Here is a 23,964-nt window from a genome sequence, read left to right as displayed (position 1 = left end):
CTGTGCCGCCTGCCGGGCGCAATGTAGCTGACAAAGCCACCCCCACCTCGGAGATGACGTGTCAGGGGTTGAGGCGGCAGCCCTGATGTTCGCCCAACCATCTGGCCGTATGGGTACGCCCCAATCCACTGGCGCTGACTTCACTGCGCTCCGGGTCATCGGTGAACGCACTGATCGGCACGTACTGCTTCACATACCCCCGGCAATACTCGGCGGGATTATTCTGCACATACCGGCACGAGCAGTACTCCTTGGCCGTATACGCCGCGATGATGTCGGGGAAGGCTTGCAGGTTGACGCGCTCGTGCCAGCCCCAGCCCAGCACGGCGAGCAACAGCAGCAGGAAAAGACTGGTAAACGGCCGACGACGGATCATGGCTGCACCGCCGCCAGCACGCGTTTGAGCAGTTCGTTGTGGCGGTAGCTGTCGTCGCGGTCATCGCCGTAGCGCACGATCACCAGGTGTTCGTCGGGCATGACGTACAGCGCCTGGCCCCAGTGGCCGAGGGCGGCGAAGGTGTCGGCGGGGGCGTCGGGCCAGGGTCTTGGGGCGCCCTGCACGGCGCGGTTGAGCCACCAATGGCCGCCGGGCACGGCTTCGTCCTGGCCGGCCTTGTAGTGATCGAACGGTTGCCGATTGAAATCGACCCAGGCTTTCGGTACCAGTTGTTGCTCCCGCCAGCGACCGTCGCGCGCCATCAGCAGGCCGACGCGCGCCAGGTCGCGGGCGGTGAGGTAGGCGTAGGACGAGGCGACGAAGGTTTCATCGGCATCGGTTTCCCAAGTGGCGTTATGAATGCCCAGCGGCTTGAACAGCGCATCCCACGGGTAACTCATGTAGGCCTTGTGGCCGAGCATGCCCTTGAGCGCGGCGGAGAGCAGGTTGCTGTCGCCGCTGGAATAACGGAAGGCCTCGCCCGGCGCGCGGGCGGTGTGCATGCCGGCGACGAACTCCGCCATGTCGGCGCGGCCGCGGGTGTAGAGCATCGCAACGACCGAGGATTTCAGCGGGGCATATTCGTAATCTTCCTGCCAATCGAGGCCCGAGGCCCAGTGCAGCAAGTCGGCCATCGTCACGCTTGGATGCTGTTTCATCGGCGGGTAGAAACGTGCGGCGGGGTCGCTCAGTTTGAAGCGGCTTTCGCCGTAGGCCACGCCCAGCACGGTGGCCATCAGGCTTTTGCTGACCGACCAGGTCAGGTGCGGCGTGCTCGCGGTGGTGGGCATGGCGTAGCGCTCGTAGATGACTTCGCCATCGCGGATCACCAGCAGCGCGTCGGTGCGGATGCCTTGGCGCGTGGCGTCGTCACGCCGGGGAAACGCGTAGGCATTCAGGGCATCGACAGCGGGACCTTCGATCGGCGTGCCCTTGGCCCAGTCTTTGTCAGGCCAGGTTTCGGCGCGGGTGGTGACGGTGGCTAACAACAGGGCAACGCACAACAAGCCTCTGACCATGGACACGAACTCAAGGGGGCATTCAAGCCCGCGAGCCTAGCCGAGGCCGATGACAGATTGGCGACATAAGTGCCTGTCATCTAAGCGTCACCGTAACTTCATGGAGATGACACCGAGCCTACATAGCCTGAGTTTGGACAAACAAGTCGACCGGCCGGAACGTGGCTGGCACTCGGAGATTCGCCATGACTCAGATCGCCCGCATCAGCGACACCGGCAATGAACGCCGTCTGCAAGCCGAACGCCTGATCGGCGCCCAGGCTTTGCAAGAAGCACAGGCCCTGCGGTTCAACGTGTTCAGCGGCGAGTTCAACGCCAAGCTGAAAGGCGCGGAACTGGGCCTGGACATGGATGACTATGATGTTCACTGCAGCCACATCGGCGTGCGGGATTTGAACAGCGGTCGACTGGTGGCCACCACCCGTTTGCTCGATCACCAGGCCGCCAGCACCCTGGGCCGGTTCTACAGCGAAGAAGAATTCAGCCTGCATGGCCTGCTGCACTTGCAGGGCCCGATCCTGGAAATCGGCCGCACCTGCGTCGACCCGGCCTACCGCAACGGCGGCACCATTGCAGTGCTGTGGGGCGAGTTGGCCGAAGTGCTCAACGAGGGCTGCTACAGCTACCTGATGGGTTGCGCGAGCATCCCGATGCACGATGGCGGCATCCAGGCCCACGCGATCATGCAGCGCCTGCGCGAACGCTACCTGTGCAACGAACACCTGCGCGCCGAGCCGAAAAAACCGCTGCCGGCGCTGGACCTGCCGTCCAACGTCATCGCGGAAATGCCGCCGCTGCTCAAGGCGTATATGCGCCTGGGCGCGAAGATCTGCGGCGAGCCGTGCTGGGATGAAGATTTCCAGGTAGCCGACGTGTTCATCCTGCTCAAGCGCGATGAGCTGTGCCCGCGTTATGCGCGCCACTTCAAGGCGGCCATGTGATGGGCCGCGTGCGCGTGTACGCGCGGATCGCCCGGGTACTGTTGGTGGTGGCGCTGGGCTTGAGCATGGCCAGTGTGTTCGGTGTGTTCGAGCGCCTGGGGGTGGCCAACTCGATGGTGCGCCGTCAGCGTTGGTCGCGGTTCTTTATGTCGCGGCTGACCAACGCCCTGCCCTTTCGCGTGACGGTACACGGTGAATTGCCGCAGACACCGATGCTGTGGGTGAGCAATCACGTGTCCTGGACCGACATCCCGCTGCTGGGCATGGTCACGCCGATGTCGTTCTTGTCCAAGGCCGAAGTCCGCACCTGGCCGGTGGCCGGCTGGTTGGCGGCGAAGGCCGGTAGCCTGTTTATTCGCCGCGGTTCAGGCGACAGCCAACTGATCCGCAAACAGATGACCCGTCACCTGGAGCAGCAACACCCGCTGCTGATGTTCCCCGAAGGCACCACCACCGACGGGCGCAGCCTGCGCACCTTTCACGGGCGCCTGCTGGCCAGTGCGATCGAGGCGGATGTGTCGCTGCAACCGGTGGCGATCCGGTATCTGCGCGATGGGCAAGTGGACCCGCTGGCGCCGTTCATTGGCGATGACGATTTGCTCTCGCACCTGATGCGCCTGTTTGCCAACGACCAGGGCGATGTGGAAATCCATGTGCTCACGCCGATTGCCTGTGCCGGGCAGGAACGCGCGGCGCTGGCGTTCCAGGCGCAGCAGGCGGTGCAGAAGGCGTTGTTCGGGCCGCTGCCGGAAGCAGAGCAGATTGCGGTTCGGCCGGCATTCGCAGCCTGAAGCGAGCACAGTCAACAATGTGGGAGGGGGCTTGCCCCCTCCCACATTTAGATCTCAGTGGTCAGTTGGGTTTGTGCAAATTTTTGCAACTCTGGATAGAACAGCCGGAAGTCTTCACTCAACGGTTCGTATAACGTGCGCAATTCCTGCATCGCATGGCCCAGTTCCTCAGGCTGCGTCAGGCGCCGCGAGATCCCCCGCAATACCGGCTCCATCACCGCGAACTCGCGGTATGAGCCCAGCCAATCATCCGCCGCCATGTACGGCGCAATCTGCGCCAGCCGCCCCGGCAACTGCGGTTCGGCCGCCAGCACGCGGTACACCTGGGAGGTGAAGTGTTCCAGGGGCTGCTCGGCATACAGCGCCCAATCCCGCGCCAGGCAGTGATCGAAAAACACATCGAGGACGATCCCGGCATAACGCCGGCGCGTCAGGCTAAAGCGCGACAACGCTTCGCCGACCTGCGGATGGCTGTCGGTGAAACGGTCGATGGAACGATGCAACTGGATGGCCGCTTCGATCGGCGGGCTGAATTGGCCTTGCAGGCGACCTCTGACGAAGTCGCCATACAGGCTGCCCAGCAGTTGCGCAGGAAGTTGGCCGCCCAGGTGCAGATGTGCGAGATAATTCATGGTGTGCAGTCTATCACTGCCGTCAACGCATCGTTATAACCCGATATACCGATTCAGTCTGGCCTAAGACCGAAATCATATTGGAATATCGGGATATACCGATTTAAAGTTCGCCTCATCGCGATATAACGCTTTACGACACCGAGCAACCGCCATGTCCATCGACCTCGACGAAATAATAAAAGCCCTGGCGCACCCAGTACGGCGAGACATCCTCACTTGGCTGAAAGACCCGAAAGTGCAATTCCCCGAGCAACTGCACAACCACGAATACGGCATCTGCGCCGGGCAGATCGACCAGCGCTGCGGCTTGTCCCAGTCGACCGTGTCGGCCCACCTGGCGACCTTGCAACGGGCGGGATTGATCAGCAGCCAGAAGGCCGGGCAGTGGCACTTTTTCAAACGCAACGAGGAAACGATCCAAGCCTTCCTCACTGCGCTCATCACTGAGCTCAGTTCTGAAATCCGCGCACCACTGTAACAAGGACACGCACATGCCCCTCTCGCTCCTCATCCTCGCCCTGAGCGCCTTCGCCATCGGCACCACCGAGTTCGTCATCATGGGCTTGCTGCCCGATGTGGCGGCGGACTTGGGCGTGTCGATTCCCGGCGCTGGCTGGCTGGTGACCGGCTACGCCCTCGGCGTGGCCATCGGCGCGCCCTTCATGGCGCTGGCCACCGCCAGGCTGCCACGCAAGGCCGCGCTGGTCGCGTTGATGGGCATTTTCATTATCGGCAACCTGCTCTGCGCCCTGGCCAGCGACTACAACGTGCTGATGTTTGCCCGCGTGGTCACTGCGCTGTGCCACGGTGCGTTCTTCGGGATCGGTTCGGTGGTCGCCGCCAACCTGGTGCCGGCCAACAAGCGTGCGTCCGCCGTGGCCTTGATGTTCACCGGCCTGACCCTGGCCAACGTACTGGGCGTGCCCTTGGGTACGGCGCTGGGCCAGGAAGCCGGCTGGCGCTCGACCTTCTGGGCGGTGACCGTGATCGGCGTGATCGCGTTGATCGGCCTGATCCGCTTCCTGCCGGCCAAGCGCGATGAAGAAAAACTCGACATGCGCGCCGAACTGGCCGCCCTCAAGGGCGCCGGCATCTGGTTGTCGCTGACCATGACTGCGCTGTTCGCCGCGTCCATGTTCACCCTCTTCACGTATGTCGCGCCGCTGCTCGGCGACGTCACCGGCGTATCGCCCAAGGGCGTGACCTGGACCCTGCTGCTGATCGGCCTGGGCCTCACCGTGGGCAACATCATCGGCGGCAAGCTGGCGGACAAACGCCTGGCCGCCACCCTGATCGGCGTGTTCATCAGCATGGCGGTGGTCTCCACCGCGCTGACCTGGACCAGCATCGCGGTGATCCCGACCGAAATCACCTTGTTCCTCTGGGCCACCGCCTCGTTTGCCGCCGTGCCCGCGCTGCAGATCAACGTGGTGACCTTCGGCAAGGCCGCGCCGAACCTGGTGTCCACCTTGAACATCGGCGCCTTCAACATCGGCAATGCCCTCGGCGCCTGGGTCGGCGGCAGCGTGATTGCCCACGGTTTCGGCCTGACCAGCGTGCCCCTGGCCGCCGCGGCCCTGGCGATCCTCGCGCTGCTGGTGACCCTGATCACTTTCCGTCAGAGCGGCGATGCCGACCTGGCCCCTGCGACCAACTGATCAACTTAAAGAGAAGGGTGTTATCCCATGACGACTATTTTCGATCCGATCACACTGGGCGACCTGGAACTGTCGAACCGCATCATCATGGCGCCGCTGACCCGCTGCCGTGCCGACGCCGGTCGCGTGCCCAATGCGCTGATGGCCGAGTACTACGTACAACGCGCCTCCGCCGGGCTGATCCTCAGCGAAGCCACGTCCGTGACGCCGATGGGCGTGGGCTACCCGGACACCCCGGGCATCTGGTCCAACGATCAGGTACGTGGCTGGGCCAATGTGACCAAGGCCGTACATGCCGCGGGCGGCAAGATCTTCCTGCAACTGTGGCACGTCGGCCGGATCTCCCACCCTTCTTACCTGAACGGTGAAACCCCGGTGGCACCGAGTGCGATCCAGCCTAAAGGCCACGTCAGCCTGGTCCGCCCGCTGGCCGACTACCCAACGCCTCGCGCCCTGGAAACCGCTGAAATCGCCGACATCGTCGACGCCTACCGCACCGGTGCCGAGAACGCCAAGGCCGCCGGTTTCGACGGCGTGGAAATCCACGGCGCCAACGGCTACCTGCTCGACCAGTTCCTGCAAAGCAGCACCAACCATCGCACCGACAACTACGGCGGCTCCCTGGAAAACCGCGCGCGCCTGCTGCTGGAAGTGACCGACGCCGCCATCGAAGTCTGGGGCGCCGGCCGCGTGGGCGTCCACCTGGCACCGCGCGCCGATTCCCACGACATGGGTGACGACAACCTGGCCGAAACCTTCACCTACGTCGCCCGCGAACTGGGCAAACGCGGCATCGCCTTTATCTGCTCGCGTGAAAAAGAAGGCGCTGACAGCCTCGGCCCGCAATTGAAAGAAGCCTTCGGCGGCGTGTACATCGCCAACGAACGCTTTACCAAGGACAGCGCCAACGCCTGGCTGGCCTCGGGCAAGGCGGATGCGGTGGCCTTTGGCGTGCCGTTCATTGCCAACCCGGACCTGCCGGCACGCTTGAAAGCCAATGCGCCGCTGAACCAGGCGCACCCGGAAACCTTCTATGCCAAGGGCCCGGTCGGTTACATCGACTACCCGACGCTGGCGCTGTGATGCGTTGAAACGAAAAAGCCCCGGCTCGCAAGAACCGGGGCTTTTTTTCCCCAATCAGGAAAACACCGCGGATCAAATGTGGGAGGAGGCTTGCTCCCTCCCACATTAGATCTCAGCGGTCCGGAGAAACATTCCTTCACAGCCTTGCAACAAAATCGCTACAAAATACTTAGGCGGCTATCTTTCAACCACCCGCCAGCCCGTATATAAAGTCATCCTACCAATAGTCAGCAGGACGATTGCCCGCCCTTAGGCTTTACTGTTGAAACAATTGGATGCAATTACATATTTTGACTTAATTGCGCAGGCTAGGGCTCAAGCGCAGCATGTCCAGCCCTGCATCGACCCAACGCTCAGCCTCCTGGTGCAGCTCAAAACTGTCCGGCACCAGCAGCCATTGGCCCAACAAGCCATTGATGTAGGCATGAATGCACACCGCTGCGCGCGTGGTGTCGAGGTTTTCCGGGAGTTGCCCGCGATGGACCGCGTTACGCAAGGTCAGGCTGATACGCAGGTTGCACTCCAGGCTGTGGGTCTGGCGTTGACGGCGCATGTCGCACATCTCATCGGTGAACTCGCACTTATGAATCAGGATTTCGTTGATGCGCCGGGTTTTCGGGTCCAGGACCACTTGATGGAACAGATGAATCAACAGCTTGCGCATACACCCCAGCGGGTCGACTTCATCCTCGCTTTCACTGGCCCTGGCCAGCTCGTCCAGGGGTTCGTGCAGGGTGTCGAGCAATGCCTGCAACAGGTCGGACTTATTGCTGAAGTGCCAATAGATGGCGCCTCGCGTTACCCCGGCCAGCGCGGCGATGTCCGCCAGTGTGGTCCGCGCTACACCCCGCTCATAAAAGGCCTGCTCAGCGGCGTCGAGAATCTGGCTGCGCGTTTCCTGAGCTTCCTCTTTGGTGCGACGGACCATGGCAATAAAACCTCAATCAAAACATGTGGGACTATCGGTAACGCTGCTTTAATAGGCGCTAACGAGCATCTGAATAATTGTGGGACGACACCGTCATGGGCGCCGAACGTACTAAAATCGAGGCTCGGGGCGGTGCTGTGTCAACACCGCGCGAAGCCTGTCAAGAGTTTACAAACAACCATGAACGTAAGTATATTGCGTAGCAAGCTACTTATCTACTCACAGCTTGTTTTTTACCCTTCCACCCTTCTTGTGCGCAATCTGCGCGCCTGACCCGAGGATCTTCATGCAACTTAAGCCAGCTGTTACCGCTCTGGTCACTGCCGTCGCCCTGGCATCGCTGCTCAGCGGATGTAAAAAGGAAGAGGCGGCTCCGCCCGCTCAAACTCCTCTGGTCGGCGTGGTCACCCTTCAACCGCAAGCCTTTACCCTGACGTCCGAGCTGCCAGGCCGCACCACCGCCTACCGCATCGCGGAAGTCCGTCCGCAGGTCAATGGCATCATCCTCAAGCGCCTGTTCAAGGAAGGCGGGGATGTAAAAGAAGGCCAGCAGCTTTATCAGATCGATCCGTCGGTCTATGACGCCACCCTGAAAAGCGCACAGGCCAGCCTGTCCCAGACCAAGTCGATCGCCGACCGCTACAAGCAGTTGGTCGACGAGCAGGCCGTCAGCCGCCAGGAATACGACACCGCCGTCGCCAACCGCATGACTTCCGAAGCAAACGTTCAAACCGCCCAAATCAACGTGCGCTACACCAAGGTGTTCGCGCCGATCTCCGGGCGTATCGGGCGTTCCTCGGTCACCGAAGGCGCGCTGGTCAGCAATGGCCAGACCGATGCCATGGCGGTGATCCAGCAACTGGACCCGATCTACGTCGACGTCACGCAGTCTTCGGCTGAAATGCTGAAGCTGCGCCGCGACCTGGAAAGCGGCCAACTGGAGAAAGCCGGCGCCAATGCCGCCAAGGTCAAGCTGACCCTGGAAGACGGCAGCAGCTATGGCCTGGACGGCAAACTGGAGTTCTCCGAAGTGTCGGTTGACCAAACCACCGGTTCGGTCACTCTGCGCGCCGTGTTCCCCAACCCTGACCACACCCTGCTGCCCGGCATGTTCGTACACGCCCAGTTACAAGCCGGTGTGAACAGCAAGGCGATCCTGGCACCGCAGCAAGGCGTGACCCGAGACCTCAAGGGTATCCCGACGGCGTTGGTGGTCAACGCGGACAACAAAGTTGAGCAGCGCGTGCTGGTCGCCAACCGCACCGCCGGCGCTTACTGGCTGGTGGAAAAAGGCTTGAACGCCGGTGACCGTGTGATCACCGAAGGCTTGCAGTACGTCAAGCCGGGCGTCCAGGTCAAGGTCAAGGACGCCGACAACGCCCAGCCTGCCGGTACCGCCGCTCCTGCTGCCGCTGCTGCTGGCAAAGGGGAGTAATCCATGTCGAAATTTTTTATCGACCGTCCCATTTTCGCCTGGGTGATTGCCCTGGTGATCATGCTGGTCGGGGCACTGTCGATCCTGAAGTTGCCCATCAACCAGTACCCGGCGATTGCGCCGACCGCCATTGATATCCAGGTGACCTACCCAGGTGCATCCGCACAAACCGTGCAGGACACCGTGGTGCAGGTGATCGAACAACAGCTCAACGGTATCGACAACCTGCGTTATGTGTCATCGGACAGTAACTCCGACGGCAGCATGACCATCACCGTGACGTTCAACCAGGGTACCAACCCGGACATCGCCCAGGTCCAGGTGCAGAACAAACTGAACCTGGCGACCCCGCTGCTGCCGCAAGAAGTGCAGCAGCAGGGTATCCGCGTGACCAAGTCGGTGAAGAACTTCCTGATGGTGATCGGTCTGGTGTCGGAAGACGGCAGCATGACCAAGGACGACCTGTCCAACTACATCGTGTCCAACATCCAGGACCCGATTTCCCGTACTGCGGGTGTAGGTGACTTCCAGGTATTCGGTTCGCAGTACGCCATGCGTATCTGGCTCGACCCGGCCAAGCTGAACAACTATCAGTTGACCCCGGTAGACGTCAGCACCGCGATCTCGGCACAGAACGTACAAGTGGCCACCGGCCAATTGGGCGGCCTGCCTGCCCTGCCCGGCACCCAATTGAACGCGACCATCATCGGTAAGACCCGCCTGCAGACCACTGAGCAGTTCGGCAATATCCTGATGAAGGTCAACACCGACGGTTCACAGGTTCGCTTGAAGGACGTCGCGCGTATCGAGCTGGGCGGCCAGACCTACAGCATCAGCGCGCAGTTCAACGGCAACCCGGCGTCCGGTATGGCGATCAAGCTGGCCTCCGGCGCCAACGCCCTGGACACCGCCAAGGCCATCCGTGCCACGGTCGCGTCCCTGGAACCGTTCTTCCCGCCAGGCATGAAGGCGGTGGTGCCGTATGACACCACTCCAGTGGTGACCGAATCGATTTCCGGTGTGGTACACACCCTGGTCGAGGCGATCGTGCTGGTGTTCCTGGTGATGTTCCTGTTCCTGCAGAACTTCCGCGCCACCATCATCACCACCATGACTGTACCGGTGGTATTGCTGGGTACCTTCGGGATCCTGGCCGCGTTCGGCTTCACCATCAACACCCTGACCATGTTCGGCATGATCCTGGCCATCGGCTTGCTGGTGGACGACGCCATCGTCGTGGTGGAGAACGTCGAGCGGGTGATGGCCGAGGAGCACCTGTCGCCGAAAGAGGCGACGGTCAAGTCCATGGGCCAGATCCAGGGCGCCCTGGTGGGTATTGCCCTGGTGCTGTCGGCGGTACTGTTGCCGATGGCATTCTTCGGCGGCTCCACCGGTGTGATCTACAAACAGTTCTCCATCACCATCGTTTCGGCCATGGCGTTGTCGGTACTGGTTGCGCTGATCTTCACCCCGGCCTTGTGCGCCACCATGCTCAAGCCGATCGACCCCGAGACGCACGGCCAACCCAAGCGTGGTTTCTTCGGCTGGTTCAACCGCACCTTCGACCGTAGCGTACTGAGCTACGAGCGCGGCGTGGGGAACATGATCAGGCACAAGATTCCGGCGTTCCTCGTTTACGTGCTGATCTTTGCCGGCATGATCTGGTTGTTCATGCGGATCCCGGCAGCGTTCCTGCCCGACGAAGACCAGGGCGTGATCTTTGCCCAGGTGCAGACGCCGGTCGGCTCAACGGCCGAGCGCACGCAGAAAGTCATCGACGACATGCGTATCTTCCTGCTCAACGACAAGGAAGGCGAACCCGGCGAAGGCAAGGGCGTGAAATCGGTCTTTACCGTGAACGGCTTCAACTTCGCGGGGCGTGGTCAAAGCTCGGGCCTGGCATTCGTGATGCTCAAACCGTGGGATGAGCGTGACGCGTCCACCTCGGTGTTCGAGATCGCCAAGCGCGCCCAAGGTTACTTCATGCAGACGTTCCAGGACGCCATGGTGTTTGCCATCGTGCCACCGTCTGTACTGGAGTTGGGTAACGCGACCGGTTTCGACGTGTTCCTGCAGGACCAGGGTGGCGTGGGCCATGACAAGTTGATGGCTGCGCGCAACCAGTTCCTGGGCATGGCCGCCCAGAGCAAGATCCTCGCCGGTGTGCGCCCCAACGGCGTGAACGATGAGCCGCAGTACGAGCTCACCGTCGACGACGAAAAGGCCAGTGCCCAAGGCATCACGCTGTCGAACATCAACCAGACCCTGGCCATCGCCTTGGGTGGCAGCTACGTCAACGACTTCATCGACCGTGGTCGAGTGAAGAAGGTGTACGTGCAGGGTGATGCCGCCAGCCGGATGTCCCCTGAAGACCTGAACAAATGGTTCGTGCGCAGCGACTCCGGGAAGATGGTGCCGTTGTCGGCCATCGCTTCGGGCAAATGGATCTACGGTTCGCCGAAACTCTCGCGCTATAACGGTGTGGCGGCGATGGAAATCCTCGGTACCCCGGCACCGGGCTACAGTACCGGTGAAGCCATGGCCGAAGTCGAACGCATCGCCAAGCAATTGCCGGCGGGTGTCGGCTACGCCTGGACGGGCCTGTCGTATGAAGAACGTCTGTCCGGCTCCCAGGCGCCTGCGCTGTACGCCTTGTCGCTGCTGGTGGTGTTCCTCTGCCTCGCGGCGCTGTACGAAAGCTGGTCGATTCCGATCGCGGTGGTACTCGTCGTGCCGCTGGGTGTGGTGGGTGCGTTGATCGCCACCAGCCTGCGTGGCTTGTCCAACGACGTGTTCTTCCAGGTGGGCTTGCTGGTGACGGTGGGCCTGGCGGCGAAGAACGCCATCCTGATCGTGGAATTCGCCAAAGAGCTTCACGAACAAGGCAAAGGCATTGTCGAGTCGGCGATCGAAGCGTCGCGCATGCGTCTGCGACCGATCATCATGACCTCCATGGCGTTCATCCTCGGCGTATTGCCGCTGGCGATCTCCTCGGGCGCCGGCTCAGGCAGCCAGCATGCGATCGGTACCGGCGTTATCGGCGGTATGATCACCGCCACGGTCCTGGCGATATTCTGGGTGCCCCTGTTCTTCGCAACCGTGTCCGCCATGGGCGAACGCAAAAAGACTGAACCCAAGCAAACTCCTAAAGAGGCTGGCCAATGAGCAAGTCGCTACTTTCCTTAGCCGTCACGGCATTCGTGCTCAGTGGCTGCTCGCTGATACCTGACTATCAGCGCCCCGAGGCGCCGGTGGCCGCGCAGTTCCCGCAGGGCCCGGCGTATTCGTCGGCCCAGGCTCCGAACCAGGCCGCCGCCGAACAGGGCTGGAAGCAGTTTTTCCATGACCCTGCCCTGCAACAGCTGATCCAGACCGCACTGGTGAACAACCGCGACCTGCGCGTCGCGGCCTTGAACATCGATGCTTACGCGGCGCAGTACAACATCCAGCGCGCCGACCTGTTCCCGGCCGTATCGGCCACTGGCAGCGGCAGCCGTCAGCGCGTACCGGCACGCTCGTCGCAAACCGGTAAAGCAGGCATCAGCAGTTCGTACTCGGCCACCCTGGGCATCAGCTCCTATGAGCTGGACCTGTTCGGCCGTGTCCGCAGCCTGAGCGAGGAAGCGCTGCAGAAATACTTCGCAACCGAAGAAGCGCGGCGCAGCACCCAGATCAGCCTGGTGGCCAGTGTGGCCACCGCCTACCTGACCTGGCAGGCCGACAAGGAATTGCTCAAGCTGACCCAGGAAACCCTGGGCGCATACGAGCAAAGCTACAAGCTGACCTCGCGCAGCAACGAAGTCGGCGTGTCCTCGGCCCTCGACCTGAGCCAAGCGCGCACCTCGGTGGAAAACGCCCGGGTGGCCCTGGCACGCTATACCCGCCAGGTGGCCCAGGACGAAAACAGCCTGACCCTGCTACTCGGCACCGGCCTGCCGGCGAATCTCGTCAGCAAGCCGCTGTCGGATAACCTGCTCAGCGAAGTGCCGACCGGGTTGCCATCGGACCTGTTGCAGCGTCGCCCCGACATCCTGCAGGCCGAGTACAACCTCAAGGCAGCCAACGCCAACATCGGCGCCGCCCGTGCGGCGTTCTTCCCGAGCATCAGCCTGACAGCCAACGCCGGGACCATGAGCCCGGACCTGGGCGGTCTGTTCAAAGGCGGCTCGGGCACCTGGTCGTTCGCCCCGCAGATCAACATCCCGATCTTCAACGCCGGCAGCCTGCGCGCCAGCCTGGACTACTCGAAGATCCAGAAAGAGATCAACGTGGCAAACTACGAGAAGGCCATCCAGACCGGCTTCCAGGAAGTTTCCGACGGCCTCGCCGCGCGTGAGACCTACAAGGAGCAGTTGGAGGCCCAGCGTGGTTTCGTCGCCGCCAACCAGGATTACTACCGCCTGGCCGAGCGTCGCTACCGCATTGGTGTCGACAGCAACCTGACGTTCCTCGACGCCCAGCGCCAGCTGTTCAGTGCCCAGCAATCGCTGATCACCGACCGCCTCGCGCAGTTGACCAGCGAGGTCAACCTGTACAAGGCCCTCGGCGGTGGCTGGAGCGAGCAAACGGCGAAGAACGAGCCGTTGAAAGAAGAAGCACCGGCGTTGAAGTTGTTCTGATCACACCGCTGTAGACAAAACCGCTTCCCTCACTGGAAGCGGTTTTTTTATGCCTGGTCATCGGTGTTTGCTATGACCACAACGCTCTCCCGCCTTGCCTATCGCTCAACCTTTCAGGGTAAAATCAGTAACAGATTCTTACAGACCACAGAGGGAGCTTGTCGTAATGATCGTAGGAATCGACCTGGGGACCACCAACAGTCTTGCGGCAGTCTGGCGCGGCGATGCCGCCGAAATGGTGCCCAACGCCCTGGGCCAGTTGCTGACCCCAAGCGTGGTCGGGCTGGATGACCAAGGCCGCGTCCTGGTAGGCCAGGCCGCCAAAGAGCGCCTGCATACCCACCCGCACCTGACCACCTCGCTGTTCAAGCGCTACATGGGCAGCGCCACCGAAGTGCGCCTGGGCGACCGCTCGTTTCGCCCCGAAGAACTCTCGGCGCTGGTGCTCAAAAGCCTCAAGGAGGACATCGAGCGTACCTACGGCCAAACGGTCACCGACGCGGTGATCAGCGTGCCCGCCTACTTCAGCGACGGCCAACGCAAGGCCACGCGCATCGCCGGTGAATTGGCGGGGCTGACCGTTGAAAAACTGATCAACGAACCGACCGCCGCGGCCCTCGCCTACGGCCTGCATCAGCGTGATAAAGAAACCTCGTTCCTGGTTTTCGACCTCGGCGGCGGCACCTTTGACGTGTCGATCATCGAGCTGTTCGACGGGGTGATGGAAGTCCGCGCCAGCGCCGGCGACAACTTCCTCGGTGGCGAAGACTTCGACACCCTGTTGCTCGAACACTTTGTCGACAGCCAACGTAACGCCACGGGTTTCCCGCCCACCAGCACTGTGCTGCAAGCCCTGCGCCGCGAAGCCGAGCGCGTGCGCAAAGCCCTGGGCCAGGATGACAGTGCTGAATTCGCCCTGCGTGTCGACGGCCAGCAATGGGTGAAAACCATCACCCAACAGGAACTGGCCAAGCTCTACACGCCGCTGCTGGAGCGCCTGCGCGCGCCGATCGAACGCGCCCTGCGCGATGCGCGGATTCGGGTTGGCGACCTGGATGAAATCCTGCTGGTGGGCGGTACCACGCGTATGCCACTGGTACGTAAGCTTGCCGCAGGCCTGTTCGGGCGTTTCCCGTCCATCAGCCTCGATCCCGACCAGGTGGTGGCCCACGGCGCAGCGATCCAGGCCGCACTCAAGGCGCGCTCTGCCGCCCTCGAAGAAGTGGTGCTGACTGACGTTTGCCCCTACACCCTGGGCATCGAAACCTCGAACCAGTACGGCGGCCATATCGAAAGCGGCCATTACCTGCCGTTGATCGAACGCAACAGCAGCGTGCCGGTGAGCCGGGTCAAAAGCGTGGTCACCCTGCACGATGACCAGACCCGCGTGCTGCTGAAGATCTACCAGGGTGAAAGCCGCCTGGTCAAAGACAACATCGAACTGGGCCAACTGGATATTCCCGTGCCCAAGCGCAAGGCCGGTGAAGTCTCCCTGGACGTGCGCTTCACCTACGACAACAACGGTTTGCTGGAAGCCCAGGTGAATATCCCGCTGACCGGCGAGCAACATTCGCTGGTGATCGAGAACAACCCCGGCGTGCTCAACCCGCAGGAGATCCAGCAACGCCTGCAAGCCCTGGCGCAATTGAAGGTCCACCCACGCGACCAGCAGGTCAACACCGTGCTCGTCGCCCGCCTCGAACGGCTCTACCAGGAAAACCTCGGCGAGCTGCGCGAACAGCTAGGGCATTGGGCGGCACAGTTCCAGCAGGTACTCGACACCCAGGACGAACGCCGCATCCGCGAAGCTCGCAGCGAACTGACCCGTCAACTTGAGCAACTCGACAACGGGTTCTGGCGCTGAGGGAACACCGATGGATTGCTGGACCGTACTGCAACTGCCAGATGACGCCGACGAGCGCAGCATCAAGCGCAGCTATGCGCGCTTGCTGAAAAGCTGCCGCCCGGACGACGACGCCCAAGGCTTCCAGCGCCTGCGCGAGGCCTATGAACACGCCCTGAGTGAAGCACGCTGGCGGGCTGATAACGAAGAGGAAGAACGCGTCCAGGCGCCCGTGGCCGAAGCGGTCTACGCAAACCTGAATGACCTGGCCGAACTGATGAACATCAGCCCCGTCAGCCCTGCGCCCTTCGAAGCCCACACACCGGACCCGGCCCAGGCACTGCTCGACGACCTCAACGCGCGTAACCTCGATGAACGCTGGGTCCAGGCTCGGCAACAGGGCTGCACCGATGCGTTCCAGGCCGGCCTGTTGCGCCATTGTTTCGAAGCACCGGGTGAACGCAGCGCCATCGCCGGTTGGGCCGCCCAACACCTGGAATGGCTGACGCCCTGGCAGCAAGTGGCGATGACGTCCTGGCAATACGAAGCGCTGACCGGCGAACTGCTGCAAGACTACCGCCGCACCTTGCTGGAACTGCTGGAGCAAAAGGCCGAGCGCGAGTTCATCACCCAGCTCAATCAATACACCAACCAACCCTGGCTGCGGGTGTTCGACCTGCAACAGCAGTGGCAGCGCATCGTCCTGCACCTGCTGCATGAAACCCAATGGAGCGTGCCGCTGTTCGAGCGGGTGTGCCAGGCATTCGGCTGGGACGACCAGAAAGGCGTGTACCCGGAACCGGCGTGGATATGGCGCGAATTGGTGTCGCGTTGCGAGCAGGAAAGTTTCTACGCCAACTTGCAAGACAAGGCCCAGGACACGCGGCGCACATCAGCCGATGCCCTGGCCGCGCGCCTGCTGCTGACGCCGATGTCCGCCACGCAACACAAACGCATGATCGATGGGTTTGGCGAAAACGAGTGGAACGCCTGCCAGCACCTGGCGCAAACACTGACCTGGCGCTATCCGCAACTGGTCGAGCGCCTGCCTCAAACAGATCTGTTCTTTTGGCGCAAATTCGTACCTCGGCCGATCTACACACAGGTGTTTATCCGGCTATGGGCCGTCTTCGCCCTGGGGCTTGGCCTGAGCATCGCCCACGATAAGCCAGACAGAATGGACGGGATGTCGCTGGTCATTTTCATGCTGATGGCGTTCGTGCCGGCGGCCGTTGGCTTTCGCGTCACCCAAATGTGGGCCGGGATGAGTTCAACCTATCGGGTTCTGGATGTGTGGCTGAGCCAGTACCTGATCCCCAAGCGAATCAACCCCAATGACTACTGGCTGGTCATTCGCCACGGCGTACCGCAGGCGATCATGCTGGTGGCCTGCGGCTTGATGCTCGGCGTGCTGGGCATGTTCACCTACGCGGGTATGGTCCTGATCAACCTGTTGCACAAGACGCGTATCGGTCAGATGAGCCAGAAATTCAGCGAAGGCTACCCGTGGCTGAACGGTTTGCACTGGGCCTTCTGGAGCCCCCTGCAAGTGGTATTCCTGGTGGTGATGGTGGCGCTGATCGTAGCTGCGCAACACTACCTGCCAGCGGTGCCTTGGACCCACTTCGACCTGCCCAAACGATAACCCGCAAATGCCGGGCCTCAGCGCCCGGCAACTTGCGTTCGATCATCGCCCAAAACCCGCCCTCCCCCGATTGAACCACCCCCGCACTGCCCCGCACCATGGCCGCCACCTGCATAACCCCAATAACAACAGGTCCAATGCCATGAGCACTTTTCACCCTCGCCAGCTATTGCTGGCCACCGCAGTCGCCAGCCTCGCGTTTCCCGTCGTCGCCGAAGAACACGGTTTTATGGAGGACGCCAGCGCCAACCTCAACCTGCGCAATTTCTTCATCAACCGTAACTTCACCAACCCGACCAAAGCCCAGGGCGGCGCGCAGGAGTGGACGCAAAGTTTCATTCTCGACGCCAAGTCCGGCTTCACTCAGGGCACCGTGGGGTTTGGCGTGGATGTACTGGGGCTGTACTCGCTCAAGCTTGATGGCGGGCGCGGCACTGGCGGTTCACAGTTATTGCCGCTGGACCACGACGGCCGCCCCGCCGACGATTTCGGGCGCCTGGGTGTGGCGTTCAAGGCGCGGATTTCGAAGACCGAACTGAAGGTCGGCGAATGGATGCCGACGCTGCCGATCCTGCGCGCCGACGACGGCCGTTCCCTGCCGCAAACCCTGCGCGGCGGGCAGATCACCTCGAAGGAAATCGACGGCCTGACCCTCTACGGCGGCCAGTTCCGCGCCAACAGCCCGCGGGACGACAGCAGCATGTCGGACATGTCGATGTTCGGCAAAGCCGCCTTCACCTCCGACCGCTTCAACTTCCAGGGCGGCGAATACACGTTCAACGACAAACGCACCCAGGTCGGCCTGTGGAACGCCCAGCTCAAGGACATCTACCGCCAGCAGTTCGTCAACCTGGTCCATAGCCAACCCGTGGGCGACTGGACCCTGGGCGCCAACCTCGGGTTCTTCTACGGCAAGGACGACGGCAGCGCCCGCGCAGGCGAGCTGGACAACAAAACCTGGTCCGGCCTGTTCTCGGCCAAGTACGGCGGCAACACCTTCTACGTCGGCCTGCAAAAACTCACCGGCAACAGCGCCTGGATGCGCGTCAACGGCACCAGCGGCGGCACCCTGGCCAACGACAGTTACAACTCCAGCTACGACAACGCCCAGGAGAAATCCTGGCAAGTGCGGCACGACTATAACTTTGCCGCCCTCGGCGTACCGGGCCTGACCTTGATGAACCGCTATATCAGCGGCAGCAACGTGCATACCGGCACCATCACCGACGGCAAGGAGTGGGGCCGCGAAAGCGAATTGGGCTACACGCTGCAGAGCGGCGCCCTGAAAAACCTCACGCTGCGCTGGCGCAATTCCAGCATCCGTCGCGACTTCAGCAACAATGAGTTCGATGAAAACCGCTTGATCGTCAGCTACCCGCTCAGTCTGCTGTAAAGCCGTATTACACCTTGGCGGGAACGATTTGCTGCGGGTGATCACTGTTAAGCGCCAGGGCTGATACCTGGCGCTTAAACAAGGACCACACATGGATGTTTTCAACGGTAGTACCCGCCTTCTCCCACGCCTCCTCGATGGCGTACCGCCCTTACCTGCAGCGCGCCCAGTAGCAACGTTCGACACTGGTCACTACGGGCTGGCCAAACCTGCCCATTTGCAGTTCCTCCCAGGCACATCGATCCAGACCTATCTGCACCCGTTCCTGAATGACGGCAATCTAAAAGCCAGCGGACAGTCGATATGGGAGCGCGGCTATTCCTTCAGCCTGAACAACAGCCTGCTCCTGGAAACCGGCAACGACGCGGACCAGGTCCACATCAGCCAGGCTTCTGACGATCAGTTGAACATTCGCCTCAATGGCCGGTTGTATCGTTTTGCCAGCCACGATAACGATGGCAAACCGCTGACCCTGTACCTGAAGACCCACGGCGGCAATGACCACGTACACATCGATGCCAACGTCATGCAGCCCATCGTGATTGAAGCGGGGAACGGCAATGACCGAATCCAGGCCGGCGGTGGCGACACCCGCGTATTCGGCGGCAACGGTAACGACGTCGTGCGCCTTGGCAGCGGCCTTGGCTACGCAGAGGGCAATGACGGTGACGACCGGCTCATGGGCGGCAGCGGCGACAGCGTGCTCTATGGCAACAACGGCAATGACCGCCTCTATGCGGGCGCGGGATCGCGCCGAAAAGCCAGCTATCTGGATGGCGGCAACGGCAATGACCGGCTGTACGCCGGCTCCGGCCACACGGTGTTGCATGGAGGCACCGGGCACGATCGCTTGATCGGCCACGACCGAAGCACCTTCTACACCGGCGACGGTTACGACACCGTCATTGCCAATCGACCGGGCGACCGGATCTACGCCCAGCCCGGCGATTCGATCAACCACCTCAATGGCTCGCTATTGACGGCCGTGCCTGCCCACGCCGGCCCAATCAAGGGGTTTGCAATCAAGGGATCTGCCGCGTTCATCCAACGGGTCGAAGACGATTTGGCGCTGTTACGCCACTCTCCCCAAGGCCAGCAGATGCTCGCAGAGATGGACGCGGCTGCCGATCGCAACGGCGCCCCGGTAACGATTGTGGAAGATCGGCAGGAGAACGGCAGCGGGTACATCTACGGCAGCCAGGAACTCCTGGCCCTGCTGCAGGACGAACGTGCGCCGGTAGTCGGCGACGATCCCAAGTGGGGGTTCATGGTCGACGGAGTACCAGGGTCTCGGGCTGACCGCGCGCGCATTGAATACAACCGGTCCCAACTGAACCCCTCGGCGGGCACGACTCACCCGCCCATCATCGGGCTCTACCACGAAATGGCTCACGCCTATAACGCCGCCAACGGCACCGCCTTCACGGGTTCCACGCAGGAAGTATTCGAGGGGCAGGCGCACGAAGTGCCTAACAGTGAACGCCAGGCCGTCGGCCTTGAGAGCAGCGCAGCCGCCTTTGATTTTGACAACGATCCTGCCACGCCGGCCATCACCACCAACCCCAAGCCCTTCACTGAAAACGCTTTGAACGAGGAAATGGGTAGGCCACTGCGAGCGCAATACGTAGGTTAAACCAGATCGCGTTTGTCAGCCTTTAACCCCACGCCGAGCATCTTGCGGTATCGTGCGCGCCTGCCGCTGCTGACCCATCCAGCAGCGGGTTTTATTCGAGCCTGCGCACCCATGAAATCTTTCGCCATCGCATCCGCCTTGCTTGCCCTGGCCTTGAGCCTCAGCGGCTGCATCAGCGCGCCCATCGCGCTGACGCCACAGACCGAACAACGCCTGCAGGCCCAGGCGCCGATCCGTTTTCTGCTGACGTTTGATGACGGTCCCAGCGCCTCGGGGTACAACAACCCGACCCGCTCGGTGATGGCCGACCTGGCAAACAACCCGGTATTGCCGGGCATCAAGGCGGTGTTCTTTCTGCAGACCGAAGCCTCGCGCTCCGGCGGCAGTTCACGGGGCCGCAAGACCATGGAACGTGAGTTCGCGGCCGGGCATGTGCTGGCGTTCCACACGGCCACGGCCTTTCATACCAACCATCGCTGGTTGAGCGACACTGAGCTTGAACGCACCCTCAGCCAGGGCGCTGCAGATATCGCCGCGATCACCGGCGTGTCGCCGACGCTGGTGCGCCCGCCCTTCTGGAACTACGACCGGCGCACCTTCGCCGCCTACCAGCGCCACGGCATGAAGGTGTTGTTGACCGACCTGAGCGCCAACGACGGCAAGATCTGGGGCTTCAACGCCAGCCCGCGCCGCCGCGAGAACCTGATCCGCCAGCTGTCGGTGGTACGCGAACGCATCGCCTTGGGGGAATTACCGACAGTCGACGGCGTGATACCGGTGGTGGTGACCTTCCACGACATCAACCGCTACACCGCACGGCATCTGCAAGAGTACCTGCAGATCCTGATGGACAGCGCCCGGATCGACGGCCTGAAGACCGCCGCCGAGCCGTTCTACACCGATCACGCAGCACTGGAGCGGGCGGCATTGGCGCGTACCGTGAAACAAGCGAGTGAAGAAGTGCATCTGCCCGGGGTGTGGAATTGGGTGTGGGACGCCGATTCCAAGTAATGTGCGTTATCGGGCTGTGCGTTGTCTTTTTTCATACATGCTGTAATGAAGTAGTTATCGTCATGCGGGAACCCCTCCAACTTTTTCACCACTGATCGGCGGTAAATCACCGACGCTCACAAGAAAGAGTATTGACGATGCAAACCTCTTCCGTTGCGCCTAAAGCGCCCGAACCTAATGCCCTCCCCGGCGGATCGCCAGCTCCAGGCGCCACTGCACTCGTAAACAGCCCTCCCCCCCAGACCAGCAAGATTGTCAGTGACAAAAATGTCGATATCACACTGACAACCACGTCGTATCAGGGGGAAAGCGGGAAAAAAAATGTGACGATTCTAAAAATCGATACTGCCGATGGCGCAGACGACATTCACATCAGCAAAGGCGAACGCGGCCAACTCAATGCCGTGATAAATGGCAAAAGTTATTTACTGCCCGCTGCTAACAGCGATGCGACAGCGATAGCCATCAGGGCGAACAAAGGTGACGACACCGTTCGCATTGATCCTGATGTGATGGCTTACACCCTAATCCATGGAGGTGAAGGTAACGATCATATACAGACCGGAGGTGGTAAAAGCCAAGTTTACGGCGGCGCGGGTAATGACATCATCCAACTGGGCAGCGCAAGCAGTTACGCCAGCGGTGACGACGGCGATGACACCATGATGGGCGGCACAGGCAATAACACCATGTACGGCGGGAACGGCAACGACCGCATGTATGCGGGTTACGGTCCTGACAGCAAAACCAGCTACATGGACGGAGGAAACGATGACGACCTGATGCACGGCGGAAGCGGCCACAACATCATGCACGGCGGCAAAGGCGATGATCAGATAAACGCTTATGGCCGAAGCCATATCTACACGGGTAGAGGTCAAGACAGCGTCTATTCCAACTCAAGCGACGACGTTGTGTACGGTAAACGCAGCGATCACCTGGGATTGCCATTCGGATTCAAGTTTATCGAGACCGTGCCATTGCCCGAAAATGCAGGGCGCAAGGCGATTGATATCGAAGGTTCCCCGGCATTCAAGCAACGGGTTGAGGATGACCTGGAGTTTTACCGAGGCTCTCCCAACAGCCAGCACATGTTGAATGAACTGGACGCCGCCGCAGAGCGCAGCGGAGCCAAAGTCACGATAATGCAAGATATCACTGATGCTCACATCGTCGTGCCGCCGGAGGGCGTTCCCCTGGAAGAATGGCAGGACCCCACGATCATCCGCGATGGGGTCCGTGGCGCGGGCACGACAGAATCGTTTGTGACCTATAACCCGGTCATCCCCAGAGAAGCCTCGGACGAGTCGCGTGTGTTTCTGCCGACCACCACGACCCTGTACCACGAACTGGGTCACGCTTATAACGCAGCCACAGGCAGCACATTTCTCGGCAATACGGAAATTATCCGCCCGGACGGCACACGCACCCAGGAGCCCAATGATGAACGCCAGGTCGTCGGCCTGGAAACTGCCAGTCCGCCCTTCGACTTTGACAACGACCCCGCAACCGCGCCAACCACGTCAAATCCTTACCCACTGACCGAAAACGCGTTACGAGAAGAAATGGGCCTGCCCCTGAGAAAAAGCTACGGCTCCCTGTGAGTCGACCTGACCGCTCAGCCCCGTGACGGTCAGCGACCGCTCCTCGACAACCTGTTGCCTCTCGCCAGGAGTGCAGTGCCGAGTCGCACTAAGCGCGCGACTCGACCCCCAATTCATCCCACACCGATTCGGCCAGATGAAACGTCGCATTCGCCGCCGGAATCCCGCAGTAGATCGCGCTTTGCATCAGCACTTCCTTGATCTCGGCACGGGTCACGCCATTGCTGGCGGCGGCGCGCAGGTGCAGTTTGAGTTCTTCGCCGCGGTTCATGCCGATCAGCATGGCGATGGTGATCAAACTGCGGGTGTGCCTGGGCAGGCCGGGGCGGGTCCAGATATCGCCCCAGGCGTGGCGGGTGATCATGTCCTGGAATTCGCTGTTGAACTCGGTCAAGGCATTCAGGCTGCGGTCGACATGCGCGTCGCCCAGCACTTCGCGGCGCACTTGCAGGCCGTCGGCGTAACGTTGTTTCTCGTCCACAAAAGACTCCTCAGCGGGCCAGCAGAAATTGAATGACCCGGTCGCTGAACGCGGCACCGGCTTGCACGTTGGACAGGTGGGCGGCGTAGAACTCGGCGTACTCGGCCCCCTGTACCTGACGCTGGATAAAGTGGCTGCCGGCGGGCGGTGTGACAGCGTCTTCAGTGCCGGCGATCACCAGGGTCGGCACGTGGATCGCCGACAGTTGCTCGCTAAAGTCTGCATCGCGCACCGCTGCGCAATTGGCGGCGTAGCCCTGGGGCGAGGTGGCCGCGAGCATGTCGGTAATGCGCTTGGCCTGCTGCGGGTTGGCCGCCGCGAAATCGGCGGTGAACCAGCGCGCAATCGACGCGTCGCGCAGCGCCACCATCGCGGCCGCACCGTCGCGCAGGACCATCTCGATACGCGGGTTCCACACGTCTGATGTACCGATCTTGGCCGCAGTGTTGCACACCACCAGGCGCTGCAAACGATCCCCCGCGTGAATCCCCAGCCATTGGCCGATCAGCCCGCCCATGGACAGCCCGCAGAAATGCGCGCGCGGGATGTCCAGCGCGTCCAGCAGCGCAATCACGTCGCGGCCGAGTTGTTCGATGCTGTAGGGGCCTTCGGTCACCAGGGATTGGCCGTGGCCACGGGTATCGAAGCGCAGCACGCGAAAGTGCTCGGCAAAGGCCGGGACCTGGGTGTCCCACATATTCAGGTCGGTGCCCAGCGAATTGGACAGCACCAGCACCGGTGCATCGATGGGGCCATCCAGTTGGTAATGCAGTTCGCCCTCGGCGAGTTGTACAAAAGCCACAGCAATC

20 protein-coding genes are annotated in these 23,964 nt (G+C 61.7%); 14 read left to right on the top strand and 6 right to left on the bottom strand.

Annotated elements, in window-relative coordinates:
• Positions 1 to 61 precede the first annotated feature (61 nt).
• A complete protein-coding gene (locus tag ACP7E3_RS19715; RefSeq protein WP_017844843.1) occupies positions 62 to 376 on the bottom strand; it encodes a hypothetical protein in 315 nt (104 codons plus the stop codon).
• Positions 373 to 1,455, bottom strand: a complete 1,083-nt coding sequence (locus tag ACP7E3_RS19710) for a serine hydrolase domain-containing protein (RefSeq protein WP_057004750.1) — start codon at positions 1,453 to 1,455, stop codon at positions 373 to 375. Before ACP7E3_RS19710 ends, ACP7E3_RS19715 begins: the two co-directional genes overlap by 4 nt.
• A gap of 185 nt (positions 1,456 to 1,640) precedes the next feature.
• Here ACP7E3_RS19710 and olsB point away from each other — a divergent pair, with 185 nt between their 5' ends.
• The gene (gene olsB / locus ACP7E3_RS19705) at positions 1,641 to 2,396 is read left to right on the top strand and encodes an L-ornithine N(alpha)-acyltransferase (protein ID WP_017844841.1); all 756 of its coding nucleotides are present in this window, start codon (positions 1,641 to 1,643) and stop codon (positions 2,394 to 2,396) included.
• Entirely contained in the window at positions 2,396 to 3,187 is a 792-nt protein-coding gene (locus ACP7E3_RS19700) for a lysophospholipid acyltransferase family protein (RefSeq protein WP_057004749.1), read from the top strand. The genes olsB and ACP7E3_RS19700 overlap by 1 nt, the downstream gene beginning before the upstream one ends.
• A 47-nt stretch (positions 3,188 to 3,234) precedes the next feature.
• Here the strand turns inward: ACP7E3_RS19700 and ACP7E3_RS19695 are convergent, their stop codons facing one another.
• A complete protein-coding gene (locus tag ACP7E3_RS19695) occupies positions 3,235 to 3,819 on the bottom strand; it encodes an ACP phosphodiesterase (RefSeq protein ID WP_426124124.1) in 585 nt (194 codons plus the stop codon).
• Between the two features lie 154 nt (positions 3,820 to 3,973).
• On the opposite strand from ACP7E3_RS19695, the gene ACP7E3_RS19690 reads away from it, so the two are divergent.
• Genes ACP7E3_RS19690 through ACP7E3_RS19680 form a run of 3 tightly spaced genes read left to right on the top strand, consistent with a single transcriptional unit; the run spans position 3,974 to position 6,563 of the window.
• Positions 3,974 to 4,300 carry an ArsR/SmtB family transcription factor gene (locus ACP7E3_RS19690; protein WP_017844838.1) on the top strand — a complete coding sequence of 109 codons (327 nt, stop codon included), beginning with the start codon at positions 3,974 to 3,976 and terminating at the stop codon, positions 4,298 to 4,300.
• A 13-nt stretch (positions 4,301 to 4,313) separates the two neighbouring features.
• On the top strand, positions 4,314 to 5,480 hold the full coding sequence (locus tag ACP7E3_RS19685) for an MFS transporter (protein ID WP_017844837.1): 1,167 nt from the start codon (positions 4,314 to 4,316) through the stop codon (positions 5,478 to 5,480).
• A gap of 27 nt (positions 5,481 to 5,507) precedes the next feature.
• A complete protein-coding gene (locus ACP7E3_RS19680) occupies positions 5,508 to 6,563 on the top strand; it encodes an alkene reductase (protein WP_057004747.1) in 1,056 nt (351 codons plus the stop codon).
• Positions 6,564 to 6,858: 295 nt separating this feature from the next.
• Here the strand turns inward: ACP7E3_RS19680 and ACP7E3_RS19675 are convergent, their stop codons facing one another.
• The gene (locus tag ACP7E3_RS19675; protein ID WP_108526007.1) at positions 6,859 to 7,491 is read right to left on the bottom strand and encodes a TetR family transcriptional regulator; all 633 of its coding nucleotides are present in this window, start codon (positions 7,489 to 7,491) and stop codon (positions 6,859 to 6,861) included.
• A 286-nt stretch (positions 7,492 to 7,777) separates the two neighbouring features.
• Here ACP7E3_RS19675 and ACP7E3_RS19670 point away from each other — a divergent pair, with 286 nt between their 5' ends.
• The 9 genes from ACP7E3_RS19670 to ACP7E3_RS19630 all read left to right on the top strand — a co-directional run bounded on the left by ACP7E3_RS19670 (position 7,778) and on the right by ACP7E3_RS19630 (position 22,674).
• On the top strand, positions 7,778 to 8,926 hold the full coding sequence (locus tag ACP7E3_RS19670) for an efflux RND transporter periplasmic adaptor subunit (RefSeq protein WP_017844834.1): 1,149 nt from the start codon (positions 7,778 to 7,780) through the stop codon (positions 8,924 to 8,926).
• Positions 8,927 to 8,929: 3 nt separating this feature from the next.
• Positions 8,930 to 12,091 (top strand): efflux RND transporter permease subunit, encoded by a 3,162-nt coding sequence (locus tag ACP7E3_RS19665; RefSeq protein WP_128191908.1) that lies wholly within the window; start codon positions 8,930 to 8,932, stop codon positions 12,089 to 12,091.
• Positions 12,088 to 13,545, top strand: coding sequence for an AdeC/AdeK/OprM family multidrug efflux complex outer membrane factor (adeC, locus tag ACP7E3_RS19660; RefSeq protein ID WP_126589330.1), 1,458 nt, complete (start codon positions 12,088 to 12,090; stop codon positions 13,543 to 13,545). Before ACP7E3_RS19665 ends, adeC begins: the two co-directional genes overlap by 4 nt.
• A 166-nt stretch (positions 13,546 to 13,711) precedes the next feature.
• A complete protein-coding gene (locus ACP7E3_RS19655; RefSeq protein ID WP_046384419.1) occupies positions 13,712 to 15,409 on the top strand; it encodes a molecular chaperone HscC in 1,698 nt (565 codons plus the stop codon).
• Between the two features lie 10 nt (positions 15,410 to 15,419).
• Entirely contained in the window at positions 15,420 to 17,033 is a 1,614-nt protein-coding gene (locus ACP7E3_RS19650; protein WP_046384420.1) for a J domain-containing protein, read from the top strand.
• A 142-nt stretch (positions 17,034 to 17,175) separates the two neighbouring features.
• Entirely contained in the window at positions 17,176 to 18,426 is a 1,251-nt protein-coding gene (locus tag ACP7E3_RS19645; protein ID WP_046490264.1) for an OprD family porin, read from the top strand.
• 91 nt (positions 18,427 to 18,517) lie between these two features.
• Positions 18,518 to 20,059, top strand: a complete 1,542-nt coding sequence (locus tag ACP7E3_RS19640) for a M91 family zinc metallopeptidase (RefSeq protein ID WP_426124118.1) — start codon at positions 18,518 to 18,520, stop codon at positions 20,057 to 20,059.
• 111 nt (positions 20,060 to 20,170) lie between these two features.
• Positions 20,171 to 21,070, top strand: coding sequence for a polysaccharide deacetylase family protein (locus ACP7E3_RS19635; protein ID WP_079443013.1), 900 nt, complete (start codon positions 20,171 to 20,173; stop codon positions 21,068 to 21,070).
• Between the two features lie 137 nt (positions 21,071 to 21,207).
• Positions 21,208 to 22,674, top strand: coding sequence for a M91 family zinc metallopeptidase (locus ACP7E3_RS19630; protein ID WP_052735811.1), 1,467 nt, complete (start codon positions 21,208 to 21,210; stop codon positions 22,672 to 22,674).
• An 88-nt stretch (positions 22,675 to 22,762) separates the two neighbouring features.
• On the opposite strand, the gene pcaC is transcribed toward ACP7E3_RS19630, so the two are convergent.
• Positions 22,763 to 23,155: a 4-carboxymuconolactone decarboxylase gene (pcaC, locus tag ACP7E3_RS19625; RefSeq protein ID WP_017844824.1), complete on the bottom strand. Its 393-nt coding sequence runs from the start codon at positions 23,153 to 23,155 to the stop codon at positions 22,763 to 22,765.
• 10 nt (positions 23,156 to 23,165) lie between these two features.
• Positions 23,166 to 23,957: a 3-oxoadipate enol-lactonase gene (gene pcaD / locus ACP7E3_RS19620; RefSeq protein WP_046384423.1), complete on the bottom strand. Its 792-nt coding sequence runs from the start codon at positions 23,955 to 23,957 to the stop codon at positions 23,166 to 23,168.
• Positions 23,958 to 23,964: the final 7 nt, after the last annotated feature.

This window comes from Pseudomonas sp. PSPC2-3 (assembly GCF_049898265.1).
GTDB lineage: Bacteria > Pseudomonadota > Gammaproteobacteria > Pseudomonadales > Pseudomonadaceae > Aquipseudomonas > Aquipseudomonas veronii.
The sequence above is the reverse complement of the archived record's forward strand: the minus strand, read 5'-3'. Positions and strand labels throughout refer to the sequence as shown.